Here is a 17452-nt window from a genome sequence, read left to right on the forward strand (position 1 = left end):
GCCGCGTCGGCACGGTCCCTTACAGCCTGATCCGGTCGCTCTTATTTCGACCGGACCGCCTTCGCGGGCATATCGCTGACGATCTCGACCGGGATCGCAGGCCGGTCTTCCTTGCTGCTCGCGCCCAGGTACGTCATGCCCGCCAGGACGATCTCGCCCGCTTCGTGCTCCGACGTTTCTGCCGTGGACGTGAAGGTATCGCCCGCCTCGATCTCGACGTTCTCTTCCATCTCGATCTTCAGGTTCTTCGCCTTCAGCGTGATCGTGCCTTCCTTCATCACGATTGAGCAGCCCGTGCCCTCAATCGTGATGGTGCCCTTGTCCTTCAGCCCCTTGATCAGCCAGTCTCCCGTAGAGCGGTCGTAACTGATCTCGCCAAGGATTTCGTCTTCCTCGCCGTCCTGCCCGTCCTCGCCACCTTCGCCGCCGTCTTCGCCACCCTCGCCGCCCTGACCGCCCTTGCTCTTCGGCTTCGCGAAGATTTTGCGCCAGACACCCGCCTTGTCGGTCGTTTCCTTCTCGTCTTCATTCTCGGGCGTATAGGTGCCCGCCGGATAGACCTGCGCCGTCGCAAGCTCGCCTCCTTCGGCAAGCAGGACGACCTTCTCGTCTTTCTCAAGGAAGTGCGTCTCGCGGTCGCCCTTCGCGCGCATGCCGCCCGCCGGGAGCCAATCCGTGATGTTGTGGTTGTCTTCGTCGTTCTCGTCACCGATCAGGACGCGATACGCGGGGGGCTGGCGCTTGTAGTCCACTTCCTTGATCTTGCCGAACTTGACGACATCCTGCGCGCGACGATCGATGTCGGTCGCCTCCGGGTCGGACACGCCGCCGGTGCTCGCGGGATCGCGCAGAAACTTGACCATGCTACTTTCCCGCCAGGAAGTCCGCCATGTCGGCGTCGAGGTTGTCCGCCGCGGCGCGGGGACGCCATGCGGTGCGATAGATGACCTGCCAAACGAGGCCGATAGCGCCGATGGGACGCTTGACCTGCTCGGTGATCACGTCGATGTCGGACTCGAGCAGCCGCAGGCGGGCGGACTCAAAGCCGGGGATCACGAAGCCCTCGAACGCGGCTTCCATTTGCTCGGCGATGTCGTCGAGCTTGTCGTCAACGGTCTCGCCCCCGAGCAGCATGGCCTCCGTGACAAGCGTCAACTCGCGCTCGATATAGGTTGCGTCGCCCTCGACCCCGTAGTCCTTCTCGGGGTTGTACTTCTCCATGCGCGCGTAGACGAGAATGGCCGGGCCATCCTCTTTCAACTCTTCCTCGTTCACGGGAGCCATGCGGCTCGCGTACACGCGGCTCTGCGCGGCCGTGCGGTACTCGCCGTCAACGCTATCGGCAAGCCGGGCTCGAAACGCTTCGCGGATACGCTTGCGAGGATGCGCCATATCAATCGTTCGCCATGAGCAAGAGCAAGGTCAGGCCGGTGCCATCCGGTCGCTTGTCCTCGATCCGATATTCTTGACCCTTGATGGTCAGCTTCTCGCCCTTGCGACCGCCCTTGTTCAGGTCGGACGTGCGGCAGAGAAACGTCGGGCCGGATGACGTGACGCTCGCGCCCATCTGCATCTGGAATTGCGTCCCGTTCCAACGGTTCGGATTCCAGTTGCTGCCTTCGTCGTCGAACTGCCCAGGAATGTCCTTCGGCTCGACGGCTGGATCGCGGCTCACATAAGACGCCTCAACCCCGAACTCGTCGGGGTTGAGGAAGATCAGCAGATCGTTGTCGGTCTCGACCGGCATCAGACGCCCGATGCACGAAGCGCCAAGGCAGCGTCGATATCGGCGTCGGTGATGTCGAACCCGACGATCTCTTCAATCGGCTTCCGCTTCGGCTTACCCGAGCGAGGGCCGGACTTGAAGAAGTCCTTCTTCTCGTCGAGCAGGTCGATTGCGGACGAGATGTCCACGATCCGAGTGCTCGCGCCGTCCGTCTGATGCGAGGCGGGAGGGACTTCATCAGCGGACGGCGCGTCGCCGGGGGCATCACCGGCGGACTCGATACCAGCGAGCGTGCTGGCCGAACCCAGGGCGATCTCGGCCACGGCCGAGACCTGTTCGTCAGCGAGCTTGACGCGAGCAGGCCCGAGGGCCTTCGCTTCATTCTCGCTCATTTCGATAGCGGTGCCGGGCGGAAGATACCGCCCGTCACGCTTGATCGTTACGAGGCCGCGATAGACCGGCATCTCACTTCACCTTCGCGCCCAGGGTGCCGTTCACGCGGTAAGGCGCGATCAGCGGGGCGGACTGGCCGAGGATGTACCGCACGGACGGGTCCTCTTCCTCCCAGGACTTCACGAAGAAGTCGCGGGGCTGGATACCGGCCTTGAGGTCCATGATCGCGCCGAAGTGACGGACGCCCTCGATCTCGCGCGAAGCCATCACGACTTCACCGGCCGGGAGCACGTCCTTCTCGACGTTGTCGAGCGGATCGACGTACTTGTCGGCGTGGACCCACAGGCGATAGTCGCCGAACTGCGCAACCAGACGGATGCCGGGGGTGATCAGGATCGGGCCGAGCGAGGCGCGAGCCGATTCCAGAGTCGCGGCGGTCATGTCGATCTGAAGACGCATCGCCTTGGCGACCGCATCGGTGTCGGGACCGGCCAGCTTGGCGCGGATGGTCTTCCACACGTCGCTCGCCATGATCACGTCACGGCAGGTCAGCGACGAATGATCGAAGATCATCTGACCCCAATCTTCGATGTCGTCGAGCGGGTTGACGGCGACATTGTCCCACTTGTCGGTGCCGGTCAGGACGATGCTCAGTTGAGCGTCGCGACCGAAGTCAACAAGCTGCTCGGGGTAGTCATCGCCCTTCAGAACGATCTTGCCGGTGCGCAGGACTTCGGCCGACATGACTTCCAGGCGGCGGGTCCACATATCCAACTGCTCGCTCAGAGCGAAGCCGATGGACGCGGCAAGCCGCTGCTCGGGCGACAGACTGCCGCCGATCTTCTCGCCTGCGCGGCGCTTGAACTGACCCTGGGGCTTGAAGACGCGCTTGTCCTTGAGGTAGGCCGGGGACAGGGACTGCGTCTTGAAGCCAGCTTCGCGGATCACCTTGCCCGCGACGATGGGCGAGACGAGCGGCGAGATCAGGCGACGACCCTTGACCGAGTCGAACTTGATGTCTTCGGTCTCGGAGGTCTCGGTGGTGGTGAAGAAGGTGTTGAGGAAGAACGCCGGGTTGAGCGGCAGTTCCTCGACAACACGGTTCAGGGCGGTGGTCGAAAAGAGGTCCATAGGTCGGGCTTCCCGTTTTGCTTTCGTGGTTGTCTCGGTTAGCCCATCGGCTTAACGAGCCAGATCGACTTCGTGCGGAAGACCGCATCCACCGACCCGAGGGTGTGACCGGCGCCGAGGATCAGCTTGTCCTGATCGACTTCGCCAGCGATGTAGACGACGACCTCCACGTCAGCGGAGGTCGCATCGACCTGCTCACTGAGGATCGCGTCGGGGACCTGCGAGCCGTCCGTCGCGGCCGCGATGGACTTGAGGTACTTCTTGTCGGCCGTGATCTGGCCGAGCACGGTGCCCTTGCCGAGAACGCCAGCGCCCGACTTGACCGTCACCTTGCGGGCGCGGTGATGGCCGAGCATGAGCATGCTCGGGACGTACTCGCCTTCGTTCTGAAACTTCGCCACGTTGCGGCTCCTTACTTGCCGGTCGCGAGCTTCATCGCGCCGAGAATTGCGTTGACAGCGGCTTCGTCACCCTGCGCCCTTTCCTGACCGCTCGACGGGGCGACGCCAGAGTTGGCTTCGGTGTCCGTCTTGATGTCAGCGGCGCGCTCGGTGCGCTTGGCCTTTTCAGCGGCTACGATCATGGCCGAGAACTCGTGAGCCGAAGAGCCCGTTTCGATAGCCTTTGCGGCGTGGTCTTCGTAACCCGGCAGGGTCAGGCCCATGATGTCGGTGACGCGCTTGCGCTCGACGGTGCGAGCTTCGGCGGCGAGATCGACGGTCTGCTCGGTGGTGGCCTCGACGGTCGTCGTGGTCACGGTTGCGGTCTCTTCCGGCTTGGAGTCAGCGGCCGTCGCGCCCGGTTCAGTCTTCATCTCTTCCTCGTTGGCTTGGCCGGTAGCGGCCGGATTGAAGGCATAGGATGCCTTCGGGCTTTCACCGCGAGACAAGCTCGCGAGAACCTGTTCGAACGTCGCGACTCCATCGGCCATTCCGGCATCGACTGCCGCCTTGCCGATCAGGACATCGCCCTGTCCGAAGTGTTCGAGTGCATGTTCGACGCTCACACCGCGATACTTCGCGACCGTCTCGACGAACACGGCGGCCATTGCGTCAACGCGCGCTTGCACGCGGTCGCGGCCTTCCTGGGTGTTGATGTCAACGCGCTTGTAGGGCGACTGCGAAGACACGAACTCGATGGTCTTGATGCCTCGCGCCGCGTCCTGCGCAGACGTGTCTCGATAGCCCGCGACGACGCCCATGGAGCCGAGCGCGGCGGTCGGCCCGATAATGAACTCGTCCGACGCGGTGCCCAACCAGAACGCAGCGGAGGCCGCCTGATCGCCTGCATACGAGACGATGGGCTTCTTGCCGCGCACTTCGTTGATCGCCGTGGCAAGCTCCGCAACGCCAGCGGCCTCGCCCCCAGGCGAATGAAGGTTGAGCAGGATCGAGCGAATGGACGCATTGTCCATCGCGGCCTGAAGGTCGCGGCGCACGGTCTCGTAAGCGGTCGCTCCGCAGAACGTCGTCATGAGGTTGGCGCGCTTGAACAAGGGGCCAGCCACGTCGATCACCGCGACGTTGCCGCGCCGCGTCGCGCGCTCGGACCGCTCAAGCTCTTGGCCGCGATAGGCTTCGAGCATCTGCGGCGTGATCTGAGTCTCGCGCGCGGCGATCTCCATGACCTGACGCAGAGCCCCCTCTTCCATGGCCCAATTGGCCGTGACAGCTGCGTCGAAGATCAGCGGGTTGCGGACGTTGATGGTCATTGCTTTTTCTCGGGCTTCTTCGGGGCGGGCTTGTCGGTGCCGTCGCCCTTCTGTTCGATGTCTTCGTTGACGCGAGACCCCATGCCGGACGGCGCGAGAACTTCGGGTTCGAGCTTCGCTGCCGCGCGAGCGGTATGCTCGCGTGCGCGCTGCGCCGTGGTCTGCTCGAAGTCGTCGCCACCGCGCTCGATGATGACCTGCTCGATGGTGCGAGCGCCCAGGCTGACGGCCTCGGTCTCGGCCTTCCATTCCTTGAGCGGGTCGAGGATGATCCGCGCCGGGCCGATCCACTGAGCGCCGAGCCACGCCGCGCGCTTGACGGGATCATTGAAGAAGCCGGGCGCGTCGATCAGACCGGCGTTGATCGCATCGGTCAGGAACCACTCGTAAACGGGCGCGCAGAAGTTGCGGACGAGCCAAGTGCGGCGGTCGCGGAAGAACTGCGCGGCCATTTCCAGAGATGCCCGCGACGCGCTGTAGCTCGCCGTGAAGTGCATCATGAGCAGTTCGAACGGGATGGACAGAGCGACGCCGATCTGCCTCACGACCGATTGAAAGAACGGGTCGAAGTTCGCAGTGTTCGCGGGCTGCGCAGTCTGAATCTCTTCGTCGGTGCCGATATCGACGATGGTTCCCGGCCCCATGGTCACGTCGTTCGCCCCCATCCCAGGAAGGCCAGGCGTAGCGCCAGCAAAGCCGTCGTCGCCCGAGGTTTTCAGGAAGACGGTGAAGAACGAAGACACGACGGCCTTCATCAACTCGGCTTCGCTGTAGCGGTCGAGTTGCTTCAGGATTTCGATGACCGGAGCGAGCGCAGGAATGCCACGGTTCAGGCCGGGGCGCATGCGCTCGAAGATATGGAGCACCATCTGCTCGCCCGACTTCTTGCCGAAGGCCGGGATTTCGGTGAAGCCGTTGACCGTATAGGTCTGGCGCTCGCCGGGGTGTTCGTTCAGGACGATGTAAGCGACCGGAGCGCCGTCTTCGTCGATCCTGACGCCGTCACGGATCAGGTACTCGCCTTCCAACTCGCTCGGGGTGGCGACGCGGTCGGCCTCGATCACGTTGAGCGCGAGCGGCACGACGGCGTTGGGGCGCTTCGGCGTCCGGCGCAACACGAAGGTGTCACCGGATTCGAAGACGGCGCTGAAAACGAGGCCCTGAAGCTCATAGAAGTTCTGCGTGAGCGTGATGTCGCAGAGCTTCGACTGCGCCCAAAGGTCAAACAGCGTCTCGGACTTGCGCTCCCACAACTCGGCGGCTTCCGGCGACATGCCGAGCAGCTTCGGGTTCAGCTTCGAGCGCACGCGCAGGCCGGAGCCAACAACGTTGCTCTTCGAGGTCTGCCTTGCGCCGGTGGCGATGGGATTGTTGCGGCCGAGATCGCGAGAGCGGCTGCGCAGCGTGGGAAGGTCGCCCAGGGTGTCGGAGTCGGCCGAGCCGGGATGGGTCTTCCACGCCTTCAGGGCGGCGCGGTTCGAGCGCGCACCGGCGTATTGGCCCATGTAGTTGAGCGAGAGGCGCGCATGATAGCGGCGCGTCGCGAAGTTCGGTGCGACGCCCGCCAGGAAGCGGTCCATAAGGGTCGGCGCGACGGGCTTAATCACAGCGGGATCACCCGCTGGGTACGAATGCCGCCGCGCTTGGCCCGAGCGGCCTGCTTTTCGAGGCGTTGAGCGCGCTGATCGAGTTGGCGCAGATCGGCGCGCCAAAGCTCACGATCCTTGATCGTGTAACGCTGACCGTTCTGCTCGACCGTGTTGATCGAGTTTAGGGTCTCTTCAAGCTGCTCTTCGACGGTCTTTGCCATGGCCCGAAGCTACGGGACATGGCTCGCTTGCAAGAGATCGTTCCGATCTCCTTTAGTGATGCAGGCTCAACGCGAGATAATCTCGAACTTCAAACAGATTCACTTCATAGCGCTTTGCATCCTCGGGATGCACGACGATAGCCAGTTTATTTGCGAACACCTTCTCTTGAGAAGCATCAGCAAAGGACTGAGCGATTAGCTCGATCACTTTTCTACGCGGCAACTGCAACCGCCCTCGACCCGTGCCTAGTGCGGGAATTGCCAGTTCGCCTATTTCACCTTGACGCCCCACGAACTCCCATAGCTGCTCCAGAGAGATAGTGATCTGCGATTGGTTTGACTGCGCAGTCCCATGCTCATTCAGCTCTGACATGGCAAGAAAATAGAAGTTCTTGCCATGCGCCGGAACCTTAACGACCGTGCCGAACGGATACCGTTTTTTGTTTCCGGGACTGATTGCGTCGGTGTACGGCACTCCTACCAATGCCTTTTTAAGTTGCTTATCGAGTTCGTCGGTCTTCCCTTCAAAAAAACGGGTAACAACTTGGCCCTGTACGCTCTTCGGTGAAATAAGTCCGCTTGCCATGTCCGTATCGAAAGTCGTGTTTGTGCTAACGACTATGTCTTCTTTGCTGTTCAGCAAGTCACCGATACGCACCTCATAACTGAAATCCTTTTTGGGGATTTTGTAAGTAACCTTCAGCACGGGCCTGCGCGACAGCAAAACCCATATCCCAGAGAACAGGAGCATCGCCCAAAAAGTTATCCCCGGCAGCGTGTCTCGCGGTATCACCTTGAACGAATCGAGAAGTCCGATGATCAGATTTTGCGTGCCAAGAGCTTTCAGAAAATCAGCACCGGCCTGCTTCGAGAATACTGCGTACTTCCAATATGATCGTGTTAGGTATGACCCGAGCCTCATGTACCGACGCCCAGCTGTTGGTAAACGGAGTCGTTGTACCGGTAAGCTCCACTCTCGCCCTTTTCGCGATAAGATTTATGACTGCTCGGCCAGTTGTCCATCGCATATGAAATCATCTTTTGGCTAAAAGGGACAAAGACCGCTAGCTGATCCTTGATTGCAGGCGGGCATCGACCATCACTCTGCCGAGAGCCGTTGAGGTTCACGCCGATTATTGGCAGGTCTAGGCGCAGAGCGACTTCCATTTCCCATTTGACGAATTTAGTTAGCAGCCTTGTTTTCTCGCCGATGAGGACGATGAGTAGTTTCGAGTTAGCGAACCGTTCGCGCAGTTGCCGCTTGATGCTTTCTTCCTGACTTGAGTCACGCGCAGTATTCAGGTCGTGCGCATTATTGAAATTGAAGTCATGGTGTTCGTTGTCTTTCCATGCCTGCATCAGTCGATAATAGCTCATGTCGGTATCACCGTCGAAACAGATGTAAGTCTTGTTGCGATAGGCCATCGCAAGATTCCTTCTTCTAGGCCGGGCCGGAGGAGGATGAACCGATTCGGGGGCCACGACCCTGGCCAGTTCAGGGCGAAATGCAATATGTTCAGTGAATAAGATGGGACGCCGCAAGTTGCTTCGACATCTGTCCACAACTTCAGAAAAAACACAAGCGGAGGCCGAATCTCGCGCCCCTGCTCACTCAGCCAATTCGAAACCAGATAGCGCCTATCGCGCTCGCTTGGGCGCTTCTTTGAAGATCGCGACATCGTCGGGCGGCACTCCCCCGGCGAGATAGATGCGCAGAAGCATCTCGATAGTGCCGGATACGGCCGACTTGCCCTTCTCCATGTTGTAGACATGGTCGGTCCCGTGGTCTTCCGAGAGACCCAAGGCGCGAACGAGCTCTTGCGCAGTCAGCGCGTTGCCGCCCGGCTTCCACATCCTGCCCAGCTTTGCGCGGGCCTCGCGCACGTCTTCTCCGGTCATCATGCTCTTCATCTAGTCGGTCAATCCTTAACTTTCAACGCCACGACTGCGGACGCGCCGCCGCCCAAGAACGGCCTGGGGAGCCGCAGGGGTCGGTTCATCGCGCACAACAGACTGTTGCGGGGCTGCATTCAATGCGTTTGCCGCTGCCATGCGCAGGGCCATCAGGCGGCGCTCCATGTTGATCCCGAGCGAGAGCCGCGCCGCGATGTTGTAGACGCGCAGATCCAGCGGTTCGTTGCGCTGATGGACCTTGTGCCATTCCTTCAGCACAAAGCCGCGTCTGTCCGTCTTCAAGACGGCTTTTTCGGCGGTCAGCCCCTCGAAGAACTTCTTGTCATAGTTTTCGAGCAGCGGGTAATGGCAGTAGCCGGGACCGGGCTCCTTCAGTTCGAGGCGCTTGTAGTGCATGTCCTTGGCCTGATCGACGCCGAGCACGAAGATCGTGACGTTCTTCGCCTTGTTGACCGTGCCCTTCACCGGCCAGATGGGGCGACCGGGTCCGCCGATGCCCTTAATGGCGTAGACGCGGCGAGCGATGCGCGGACGCACGAAGTTGTAGACGTGCTGCGTGAAGTGGCCGCCAGAGTCGATGCAGGCCGCTTCCACGCGCATTTCGACGCCGGACGGATGCTTGAACGTGCGCAGCAAGGCCGTATCGACGACCTCCCAAAAGCCGGGAGAATTGGGCGCGCCATAGTGGACCTTGTAGTCGAGCGACCACGATTCATCGTCCTGGCCCCAACCGCACCACTCGATCTCGGCGCGGTCGTCCTGAATGTCCACCGATCCGGTGATGCAGCCGACGCCGCTCGGAAGGATGATCGAGGCGTCATACTCTTCGCGGCGAGCATAGATCGAGTCCGGGTTGGCGCGCTCGCCTCGCTCTTCCCACGTTTCCGCGAGGCGCGTGTTCACCCAGGTCTTCAGACGCTCGGGGTGCTTCTTCACCAACACGAAGTCGCGCGCCATCTCGCCCAGGGCGCGCCAAGGCGATGCGATGCGGTTCAGGTGGAAGCCAGCGTGGCCCTTCACTTCCGGCTTCGTAGCGATCCACACGCCGCGCTGGATCGCCTTCAGCCGCTCGGCCTCGCTCCATCCGTGATCGCACAGTTCGCCGGTGTCGGGGTCGCTGTATTCGCAGTGATAGCGCGCCGCGAGCGGATCGTTGTCGGGCCAACGGACCTGCGCCCATCGCAGATGTTGCATGTGAGCGCACTTCGGGCACGGCACGAAGAAGCGGCGCTGATCGCTTTCCTCATAAGAGGACTCGATGCGCGACGCGCCCTTGATCGTCGGCGTCGAGACCAGCGCGATCTTGCGATTCCAGAACGTCGTCGTTCGCTCGATGGCGAGCGAGACGGGGTCGCCTTCCTTACCGGCGCTCGCCTCATAGCGATCGACTTCGTCGCAGAGCAAAATGCGGATCGGACGCGACGCGAGCGATGCAGGCGAGTTTGCGCCCGCCATCGTGATATGGCCGCCCGCATATTTCTTGTGAAGGATCGTGTCTTCGGAGTCGCGAGCGCTGTTGCCGAGCTTCGCCGCGAGCGCAGGCGTGTCGCGGATCATCGGCGCGAGACGATCCTTCGAGTAGGCTTCGGCCATCTGCAACGTCGGTTGCAGAATGAGCATCGGGCAAGGATCGAGATGGACGTGGAAGCCAGCCACGTTGTTGATGACTTCGGTCTTCACCGTCTGCGCCGCGACCATACAGGTGATGATCTCGATCTCAGGATCGGCGAAGGCATCCATAATGCCGCGCGACGGCTCCACGCGCGCGGTTGACCACTTGCCGGGCTCGGAAGACGCTTCCGGCGACAGCACGCGGTATTCGTCGGCCCATTCGGAGACGGTCAGCTTCGGCGGCGGGCTGAAGCTTTGCGCAATGATTTCGCGGACCTGCGCTCGAAGCCGCGCTTCATAGGCGGCATCGTCACTGAACTCGTCAACGACTGCGACGGCAGAGGTCATCACGCATCCGGCTTGCGTTGATATTCAGGGCACCGCTGACGTGCATCGGTGGGTTGATCGAAATTGACCGACGCCGCGCGTTGGCAGACGCCATGCCACTCCCCTTCCCGTTTCCAGGCGGTGCAGACTTCGCAACTGTTCGGCGGCCACTTCATCCAAGAAGGCTTGAACTCACTCGTCATCTTCTTCTTCGTTCTGCTCGATGGGTTCGGACGGCGGCTCGGCGTGAGGCTCTTCCTCAACCGGGTCGTCCACCGTCATCTTGATTTCGTTGAGTGCTTCGAGGATCAGCCGCTCAACTTCGTTGACCAGCTTCTTCGTGCCGTCAGGCGCGCCGACTTCGAGTTGAATGGCAGGCCGTAGTTTGGATGGGATGCCGAGCAACCGGGCGCGCGCGTTCGCGATCTCGTTCGAGAGCACCTTGGCGACCATGGCGATGGGGCGGACAAGCTCCATCTTCGTCGCCAATTCCAACTCGGACAGCTTCGCTTTCGCGATCTCATTGCGAAGCCGCGCCTTGTCGATGGTGATCTCTTCGCCGCCTTCCTTCAGCGTCGCAGCCGTGTGCGCCTTCCGCTCGGCTCGCTCGCGTGCGAGCAGCCACTTCAGGACTTCTTCGGTGTCGAACTCGAACTGCTTGCCACGGCCGCCGTGCGACTTGACCGGCATTCCGTTCTCGACCCATGCGGAAATCGTCGGCAGCGAATAGCCGAAGATGTCCGCAAGCTCTTGTCGGTTGACGGTCTTGCCCATGATCAGGCGAGCACGTTGCTGCGGTCCGTGCGGGCGACCAGATCGGCGACGACGATGTCCATCTGCCGGAAGGTGGACGCCATGTCGCCCTGGTAGTTCATGACGCTGCGATGCGCTTTGACATCGGCCTGCGCCTGCTCGGTGCGATGTTCCTGGGGGATCAAGCCGGGGCGAACGATCTCGATCACCCATCCGCCCATGCGGTCGATGGCCTCGCCCTCATTGGCGTGACGCACGTCCTCGAAGACAACGCGCTTCGGCGCTTGCATGTAGAGCACGTCGGTCTCGGTCCCGATCCAGAAGTCCGATCCCATGTGATCGCGGCCCCAAACGCCGCCGAGCCCTTCCATGGCGTGCCGGGGCGACTTGCCGCCCAGCCAGGGCGTCGGCTGCTCCTTCAGGTCGCCGTCGATCATGCGCTCGATGGTGGCTTCGTCGCAGCGCCGGTAGCGCAGGTAGGCGCGCAGCATGCCCTTCAGAGCGCCAGCGAAGCGCCCCCGTACAAACCCGTGATTTTCGATGAGATGGCGGGCCACGGTGGTCTTGCCGGACCCGATAAGGCCCTTGAGGCCGATAACGATCATGGATGGAGGCTCCGATTAAGAGCCATACGGTCTCAATCGGTATAGTTTCTTTCGAGCGTGTTTTGGTCTCCCTTGGCAGCGACGGACGGACGCCGGACCAAAACATCAATTTAGCCCATGAAAATCGCCAATCGGATGTTATCCGGGGGCAGGCCGGGTTGTGCTGGAACCCCCGGCTCCACAACCGAACCGAGAACAAAAAGTCACTTTTGAAATTTTATATCTGCCAGAGTCGGGCGGTCGCGCGTCACCCGCAGCCCTAACCCGGTCGGAAGGACCCAAATACCCTTTCGGCGCAATATAGCGTTGGAGAATCAGGACCGAACGACTTGGAGAGTCCGCGGTAAGTGGCAGCGAGCGTAGTCTGGTAAGATCGCCTCGCCGTTCTGCGAGCCCCCGGTTCTAGCGCGTCCAAGGCGTGAAGCATTCCAGATATTCAGGCCACGCGGACTCGGGTTGGTCATTTTCACAAGGTCTGCTCGTGTGCACGGTACCCTTTGCACTGCTAGGCTGATCAGTCTCTCGGCTGATCGGCACGCTCATGAATGAACTCCTCATATCGCTCGGGACTAACCTCCTTCAGGCGATCCACCGCGCGTACAGCGTCCAGAAGAGCTGTATCGCCGTGGCTTTGTTTGATCTCCTCCAGGCTTTCTACCATTTCCTTCAGTTTGCCGATTCGTTCGTCCGCCTCTTCTTGTTCCACCTTCGTGAGCGTAGCAAGCCGCAGCTCTGCCTTAGACGCTGGTTGCAGGATGCCCTTGGAAAGGATCTCGATCCATTCGCCCAAGCTGTGCCTCTAAATATCTCCTTTTCGGCGTCCGAAACTCTAAGAAAATTTGGTGCAATATCTTGAGTAACTGACCCGCTGAGTGGCGCAAAGAACGGAAAACTCAACCAGGAGAACCAATTTGGATTGGGGTTTGCCATGTTAATATTCTCTCGCCCACTGAGTTGGCATTCTTCCTTAGAAGAGATTATCGCAGCTTCTTTTTAGCCCCGCGACGCGGTGTCGTAGGCGGATGCAATTGGCACGCCACGCTTTGCGAGCCGCGCGTCGAGAGCGAAACCAGTTTCTTCGCGGCGCGATCTGAAATCGCGGCCCGCTTGTCGCGGCTTGCCGCAAAACGTCTTAAGTCCTACGCGCATGAATGCGACAACATGAACATCTTGTTGCGCGTGACGGCGATCGGACTAGCTGCTTTCTCGAGGGGTGGTATGCGCGCCCACACGACGGAGTTGGATAAACACGAAGACCGAAAGCTGTCACCCATAAGGCACATTACCCAACTCGAGGAAGCACTTACGGCGCGGGCCGTTGATTGCTCTCGGGAACTCTATCGCGCTCTCCATCGGCCGATTTCAAACTTGCGACGTGGCAGCTAAAGCGCCATCCCGTCGATCTCAAATGAACCCCTCTTCCTTGGCACGGCAAATGCAGTCTTCTACGACGCGCACAACCTGAGGAGAAATCATCTTATGATCACATACGACTCTCAAGCTTACTCGGCAGCGTAGTAAACTCCAGATGAACCGCTAAGCAGCGCAATTCAACGAACGACGTTATCAGCCATCGCAATGGTTTACAGCGATAGGTTGCCTCTCGGCGAAAGCCGAACATCCTCTTTGCAATGGAGATGCCTAATGTCCAGAGTCACAGACGTTCTCGTTGCCTTTGATACGGAAACCATTCTTCAGAAGTACTCGAATCCGAGCAAGAAGCCGGACAGCCCCACTCTCATTGATTTCCGCCATGTCTACATGATCACCAATCAGGACAACGTGATCAGTGGGCAAGCGGGCGGCGAGCTCGACCTGAAGGCACAGGTCGGGGATTTGATTCGTTGGCGCGAGACCAGCCTCTCCCTTGGATTCGAAAAGTCAGTGATCTTCTATCGCTTCATCGGAAACGTAGGGAACGAGCTGATCTCGACGCCGACCCCGCGGAAGGCGGAGGCCTCGTTTGCACATCCCAATCCTAGCAATCCGTCCGTGCCTACATGTCAGACAATTGCCAACTATTATTGGTCCTCGGAAACTTTGGCTATCGGACGAGTCACCTACCATTTCAACTTCATGATCGTCGATCGCAAATGCAGCGCGCTGGGATACTTCTCGTGGGATCCGTTCATCACCATCCACAATTGATGTGGATGATCACCAGGGCATCGAAGGAACCGCACGGCGGGGCAACGGCCATGATTCCAGCCACCCTCGACGCCGAGGGGAGCATGAAATGGTAGGTGCAAAGCTTGCGGTCCGGACGCGTAGCGACCTCATCCGTCGTCCCTGGCGGATCGGCCTTCTCGACCAGCTGTCGCTTCTTCGCGTTGCTCTCGAATGAGCCGATCCGCCGTCAGCACCATCCAGCGCGGCCGCCCCCAAGCACTTGGCAAGCTTGGCGGTCGCCGAGCATCGCGCAGTCGGAGGAAGGGAAACAGTAATGGCCAAAGAGAGGCGCTCAACCAAGAGAGAGTGCTCCGAGTCTCACGTTGCCGTTCTGCTCATCGTCGACGCAGAGACACTGCTGTCACGGTATTCGAATGTCAGTCTTTCGCCCGATGCGCCCGTACCCATCGACAGTGAGCATCTCTACGTCCTGGCCGCGCGCGATGGCGGGCCGCTCGGGAGCAATGACGGCCATCTCGATCTGGTTGTCACGCCTGGCGTCCATCTGCGCATCCGTGGAAATGCCCTGGCCTTGAGAGGCGAGCATATCGTCGTGCTTTATGGAATCGCGCAGGAACATGCTGATGTTCTTTCGCTCTTTGAGCTTGTCCAGCGCCCAGCCTTGACCGTCGCGACACCCAACTTCGAGAAGTTATTACAGCCAGGTAACCAACGCATCGACGACTATTTCTGGCAGAGTCGAGTGCTGGCCGATGGTGTGGCGCCTTGCGATCTGAACTTCATGGTCTTGAACAAGGCCTGTTCGGTGCTAGGATACTTCCGATGGCGTCTGCAGATCAACGTCGCGGGTCTCAGGGAGGTGCCATAGTCGGGCTGCTCCGGGCGCGGTCATTCAATCCCGAACTCAGCTGGAAGTTCTGTGGGGACTACTGGAATAACCAGTTCTCGGAATGTCGCTCGGCCTGTTTAGCGGTTGAAATTCCATCTATCGACGAGGGTTGCTACAGGCCGCGCCGCATTGGGCCGACCCACTTCCAACGGCTCCTCGATCCGACCGTATGTTTCGACAATGTGTTGCGTCGTAAGGTGGTGGCCTTGCGTTCTCGCCTCCGCAATGTTGGCAAGCCGACGACCGGAGGGGAAGGTTAGGCGAGCGCAGATATTGAAGTGAGGGTATTTGCCTCGGATTCTCGGGTGCAATTCAGCGGCAACTGCTACATCGGACGCAGCAATGTGCCTGCCGCCCCAAACCTCTATGATCTTGTCTAAGCGGTATAATCGGCCCAACATCCTCTTAGTTAGTATTTGTGCGTCCAGCCATTGATAGGCAATCCTCACACAGTCGTCGTGTTCATCCTCAACTCTTGCGTGTTGATAGTTGACACGCTTTTTAGCGCCCGCAATTTCGGCTGCTGAGAGCACGGTTATCGCGTTCGACATCGAGAACATCGTCCTGGAGAACATCGTCCTGCTGACACACTCGCGAGGTTAGTCTTCACGGCCGTCGGAAGTTACTACCAAGCTTGGTAGTTGCTAGTCGCACAAACGACGCTCATTTAGGTTTTTCAGCTAATCCTCCACGCTGCCGTAATACTCGCAGTGCTGAATGGTGATCCTACCTTTCGGGTTCAGGACTGCACCCGGATTAGATAGGCTCTCGTCGCCACTCGCGGTTATTGGCGAAGGGGCCGAATCTGAAATGCAGCGCCACCCGATTTTCGGCTGTCGAACGATCTCAACATATTCCCCTACCTCGTTCTCAATAGCATAAATGTACTCAAACCCTGGGAAAGCCGGGATGATCGGCGCTAATGCTTCGCTGTTCCGGTGGAAATCGCCGATCACGACTTCGGTGAAGCCGTCGGTCAAATGAACAATCGAAAGCTCAGCTCCGTATTCGTTCTTGCCTCCGTGGCTGACATGAATGATGTGTCGCGGGTTGATGTTTGTGATACTCGTAATGCCGTCACCCCTCGATGGTAGTCGCTCTGACATCGGTGATGTTGCGCGCGCAAGTTAGCGCGTCGATGCAACGATCGCGCCATTAGGCAGCGCGCCCGTCTTCGCGAGCCTGGCGTGCATGGTCACCGTGACGAGAAGATCAAACTTACGCTAATGGGGTTACGCGCCGACTACGGCGGTGCCGCTTAGATCAGCATGCCTCCCGAAGGCAGAGACTGCAGGCGGTTTGTAAAGCAGCTCCTGACCGTTTCGAGCGGCGCGGGAGGCCGGGACATCCTAAGTCAACTGGGTGCATCGAGAATTTTACTCCCTCACCGGCTCGACGCGTTGAAGATTGCACGGAAGAAGTGATGTTCGAAGCGAGCGTGAACGACGCCCTTCACCGCGCCGAAGAAATCCCAATTCTCGTTGATGACCGCATGCGCTTGAACCTTCGCGAGGAATTGCAGCGGCGTTCGCTTCTTCGTCTTGCGACGAACGACCAACACATTGCCGCCCTTCCCTACGATCTGGAACGGCTTCCGCTTGTTGCCTTCCATGCGCTTCAACTGGCGACGCACCACGGTATGAACCGGGGCGCGGCCAATGGAGCCGTAGGGTTTGATCAGGATGCCGCCGGTCGCGAGACGGCCGCTGCTATTGCGCTTCGAGTGGATCGAGAGCGCGTTGTCGGGATACTTCTCCTTGCCCGCACCGATGACATGGCGCTCCATGTACTTGTCGATGGAGCCAACCACTGCCGTGAGATTGCCACCGTTAGCGGGGCGAATGCGAATGCCGCTGACCACCCACGGGCGGCGCAGGACGAAGATGCCTGGGATTTGGACCTTCAACGCCTCTTGCGCGTCCTTCGCGGTGAAGGTCAGCGCCTTGGCAGTTGCGGTGTTGACGCTACGATCACGAAGCTGATCCAGCCGGTCGAGCATTCCCTTCGTGAGCGTGAGCGTGATCTGCACTACAGATAGCTCCGCACGATCCGCTCGACTTCGTCAGCGAGCTCTTCGGGGGTGGGAGCCTTCGCCGTGATGACGGTGAAGCCGAGAGCCTGAAGCTTCGGATGACGTTCCTTCTGCGCCTTCGAGCGCGATCCCTTGGGCGTCTTCAGTTCGATGCTGAGCAGAAACCCGCCGGTGATATAAACGCGAACGTCGGGCTCGCCCGCCGTGAGGCCCGTGACCTTGGCTTCCATGCGCTCGCGTCGCGAACGCTTGGCGCGGTTCATATCACCGGCACAGGTGATCGGAAGCCCGTCATCTTCGAGCTTGTGAAGGCGCGCGATGACTTCAGCCTGATAGCGCCACTCGGGGATGGTATCGACGATGCGGGTTTCCATGCGCGAATGCTCGCGCAGATCACCGCGTCGGAAGAGACTGATCCGG

At 60.1% G+C, this 17452-nt stretch carries 21 protein-coding genes; 2 read left to right on the top strand and 19 right to left on the bottom strand.

All coding sequences use genetic code 11. From position 1 onward, the window contains the following. Positions 1–41: 41 nt before the first annotated feature. The 16 genes from ACKWRH_RS26415 to ACKWRH_RS26490 form a co-directional block, all read right to left on the bottom strand. Positions 42–863 carry a hypothetical protein gene (locus ACKWRH_RS26415; protein ID WP_445215901.1) on the bottom strand — a complete coding sequence of 274 codons (822 nt, stop codon included), beginning with the start codon at positions 861–863 and terminating at the stop codon, positions 42–44. A gap of 1 nt (position 864) precedes the next feature. Next, the gene (locus ACKWRH_RS26420) at positions 865–1392 is read right to left on the bottom strand and encodes a hypothetical protein (protein ID WP_445215902.1); all 528 of its coding nucleotides are present in this window, start codon (positions 1390–1392) and stop codon (positions 865–867) included. 1 nt (position 1393) lies between these two features. Then, entirely contained in the window at positions 1394–1747 is a 354-nt protein-coding gene (locus ACKWRH_RS26425) for a head-tail joining protein (RefSeq protein WP_166342184.1), read from the bottom strand. Beyond that, positions 1747–2190, bottom strand: coding sequence for a hypothetical protein (locus ACKWRH_RS26430; RefSeq protein ID WP_445215903.1), 444 nt, complete (start codon positions 2188–2190; stop codon positions 1747–1749). Before ACKWRH_RS26430 ends, ACKWRH_RS26425 begins: the two co-directional genes overlap by 1 nt. A gap of 1 nt (position 2191) precedes the next feature. Beyond that, complete coding sequence (locus tag ACKWRH_RS26435) at positions 2192–3250, bottom strand: major capsid protein (protein ID WP_445215904.1); 1059 nt, start codon at positions 3248–3250, stop codon at positions 2192–2194. Positions 3251–3288: 38 nt separating this feature from the next. Continuing rightward, positions 3289–3651, bottom strand: coding sequence for a head decoration protein (locus tag ACKWRH_RS26440; RefSeq protein ID WP_445215905.1), 363 nt, complete (start codon positions 3649–3651; stop codon positions 3289–3291). An 11-nt stretch (positions 3652–3662) separates the two neighbouring features. Then, the gene (locus tag ACKWRH_RS26445) at positions 3663–4961 is read right to left on the bottom strand and encodes a S49 family peptidase (protein WP_445215906.1); all 1299 of its coding nucleotides are present in this window, start codon (positions 4959–4961) and stop codon (positions 3663–3665) included. Further along, the gene (locus ACKWRH_RS26450) at positions 4958–6568 is read right to left on the bottom strand and encodes a phage portal protein (RefSeq protein WP_445215907.1); all 1611 of its coding nucleotides are present in this window, start codon (positions 6566–6568) and stop codon (positions 4958–4960) included. Before ACKWRH_RS26450 ends, ACKWRH_RS26445 begins: the two co-directional genes overlap by 4 nt. Further along, complete coding sequence (locus ACKWRH_RS26455) at positions 6565–6771, bottom strand: hypothetical protein (protein WP_028181390.1); 207 nt, start codon at positions 6769–6771, stop codon at positions 6565–6567. The genes ACKWRH_RS26450 and ACKWRH_RS26455 overlap by 4 nt, the downstream gene beginning before the upstream one ends. 52 nt (positions 6772–6823) lie before the next feature. Beyond that, a complete protein-coding gene (locus ACKWRH_RS26460; protein WP_445215908.1) occupies positions 6824–7693 on the bottom strand; it encodes a macro domain-containing protein in 870 nt (289 codons plus the stop codon). Continuing rightward, a complete protein-coding gene (locus ACKWRH_RS26465; RefSeq protein ID WP_445215909.1) occupies positions 7690–8196 on the bottom strand; it encodes a TIR domain-containing protein in 507 nt (168 codons plus the stop codon). The genes ACKWRH_RS26460 and ACKWRH_RS26465 overlap by 4 nt, the downstream gene beginning before the upstream one ends. Before the next feature lie 213 nt (positions 8197–8409). Then, complete coding sequence (locus ACKWRH_RS26470) at positions 8410–8682, bottom strand: hypothetical protein (protein ID WP_445215910.1); 273 nt, start codon at positions 8680–8682, stop codon at positions 8410–8412. Positions 8683–8697: 15 nt separating this feature from the next. After that, positions 8698–10644 carry a phage terminase large subunit family protein gene (locus ACKWRH_RS26475; protein ID WP_445215911.1) on the bottom strand — a complete coding sequence of 649 codons (1947 nt, stop codon included), beginning with the start codon at positions 10642–10644 and terminating at the stop codon, positions 8698–8700. Positions 10645–10815: 171 nt separating this feature from the next. After that, positions 10816–11397, bottom strand: coding sequence for a terminase small subunit (locus ACKWRH_RS26480; RefSeq protein WP_445215912.1), 582 nt, complete (start codon positions 11395–11397; stop codon positions 10816–10818). A 2-nt stretch (positions 11398–11399) separates the two neighbouring features. Next, complete coding sequence (locus tag ACKWRH_RS26485; RefSeq protein WP_445215913.1) at positions 11400–11981, bottom strand: deoxynucleotide monophosphate kinase; 582 nt, start codon at positions 11979–11981, stop codon at positions 11400–11402. Positions 11982–12495: 514 nt separating this feature from the next. Beyond that, a complete protein-coding gene (locus ACKWRH_RS26490) occupies positions 12496–12771 on the bottom strand; it encodes a hypothetical protein (RefSeq protein ID WP_445215914.1) in 276 nt (91 codons plus the stop codon). Between the two features lie 854 nt (positions 12772–13625). Between ACKWRH_RS26490 and ACKWRH_RS26495 the strand changes: the two genes are divergently transcribed. Further along, positions 13626–14129 carry an inclusion body family protein gene (locus ACKWRH_RS26495; protein ID WP_445215915.1) on the top strand — a complete coding sequence of 168 codons (504 nt, stop codon included), beginning with the start codon at positions 13626–13628 and terminating at the stop codon, positions 14127–14129. Between the two features lie 295 nt (positions 14130–14424). Beyond that, complete coding sequence (locus ACKWRH_RS26500; protein ID WP_445215916.1) at positions 14425–14979, top strand: AidA/PixA family protein; 555 nt, start codon at positions 14425–14427, stop codon at positions 14977–14979. 701 nt (positions 14980–15680) lie between these two features. On the opposite strand, the gene ACKWRH_RS26505 is transcribed toward ACKWRH_RS26500, so the two are convergent. The 3 genes from ACKWRH_RS26505 to ACKWRH_RS26515 form a co-directional block, all read right to left on the bottom strand. Next, positions 15681–15980 (bottom strand): hypothetical protein, encoded by a 300-nt coding sequence (locus ACKWRH_RS26505; protein WP_445215917.1) that lies wholly within the window; start codon positions 15978–15980, stop codon positions 15681–15683. Positions 15981–16384: 404 nt separating this feature from the next. Further along, positions 16385–17029, bottom strand: a complete 645-nt coding sequence (locus ACKWRH_RS26510; protein ID WP_445215918.1) for a hypothetical protein — start codon at positions 17027–17029, stop codon at positions 16385–16387. Continuing rightward, positions 17029–17406, bottom strand: coding sequence for a hypothetical protein (locus ACKWRH_RS26515; protein WP_445215919.1), 378 nt, complete (start codon positions 17404–17406; stop codon positions 17029–17031). The genes ACKWRH_RS26510 and ACKWRH_RS26515 overlap by 1 nt, the downstream gene beginning before the upstream one ends. Positions 17407–17452: the final 46 nt, after the last annotated feature.

This window comes from Bradyrhizobium sp. Pa8, from assembly GCF_052588265.1.

Coding starts and splice junctions, on each gene's coding strand:
- ACKWRH_RS26470 (WP_445215910.1), bottom strand. CDS start 8,682: ATGAAGAGCATGATGACCGGAGAAGACGTGCGCGAGGCCCGCGCAAAG.
- ACKWRH_RS26460 (WP_445215908.1), bottom strand. CDS start 7,693: ATGAGGCTCGGGTCATACCTAACACGATCATATTGGAAGTACGCAGTA.
- ACKWRH_RS26475 (WP_445215911.1), bottom strand. CDS start 10,644: ATGACCTCTGCCGTCGCAGTCGTTGACGAGTTCAGTGACGATGCCGCC.
- ACKWRH_RS26445 (WP_445215906.1), bottom strand. CDS start 4,961: ATGACCATCAACGTCCGCAACCCGCTGATCTTCGACGCAGCTGTCACG.
- ACKWRH_RS26500 (WP_445215916.1), top strand. CDS start 14,425: ATGGCCAAAGAGAGGCGCTCAACCAAGAGAGAGTGCTCCGAGTCTCAC.
- ACKWRH_RS26485 (WP_445215913.1), bottom strand. CDS start 11,981: ATGATCGTTATCGGCCTCAAGGGCCTTATCGGGTCCGGCAAGACCACC.
- ACKWRH_RS26465 (WP_445215909.1), bottom strand. CDS start 8,196: ATGGCCTATCGCAACAAGACTTACATCTGTTTCGACGGTGATACCGAC.
- ACKWRH_RS26495 (WP_445215915.1), top strand. CDS start 13,626: ATGTCCAGAGTCACAGACGTTCTCGTTGCCTTTGATACGGAAACCATT.
- ACKWRH_RS26515 (WP_445215919.1), bottom strand. CDS start 17,406: ATGGAAACCCGCATCGTCGATACCATCCCCGAGTGGCGCTATCAGGCT.
- ACKWRH_RS26480 (WP_445215912.1), bottom strand. CDS start 11,397: ATGGGCAAGACCGTCAACCGACAAGAGCTTGCGGACATCTTCGGCTAT.
- ACKWRH_RS26420 (WP_445215902.1), bottom strand. CDS start 1,392: ATGGCGCATCCTCGCAAGCGTATCCGCGAAGCGTTTCGAGCCCGGCTT.
- ACKWRH_RS26455 (WP_028181390.1), bottom strand. CDS start 6,771: ATGGCAAAGACCGTCGAAGAGCAGCTTGAAGAGACCCTAAACTCGATC.
- ACKWRH_RS26425 (WP_166342184.1), bottom strand. CDS start 1,747: ATGCCGGTCGAGACCGACAACGATCTGCTGATCTTCCTCAACCCCGAC.
- ACKWRH_RS26430 (WP_445215903.1), bottom strand. CDS start 2,190: ATGCCGGTCTATCGCGGCCTCGTAACGATCAAGCGTGACGGGCGGTAT.
- ACKWRH_RS26435 (WP_445215904.1), bottom strand. CDS start 3,250: ATGGACCTCTTTTCGACCACCGCCCTGAACCGTGTTGTCGAGGAACTG.
- ACKWRH_RS26415 (WP_445215901.1), bottom strand. CDS start 863: ATGGTCAAGTTTCTGCGCGATCCCGCGAGCACCGGCGGCGTGTCCGAC.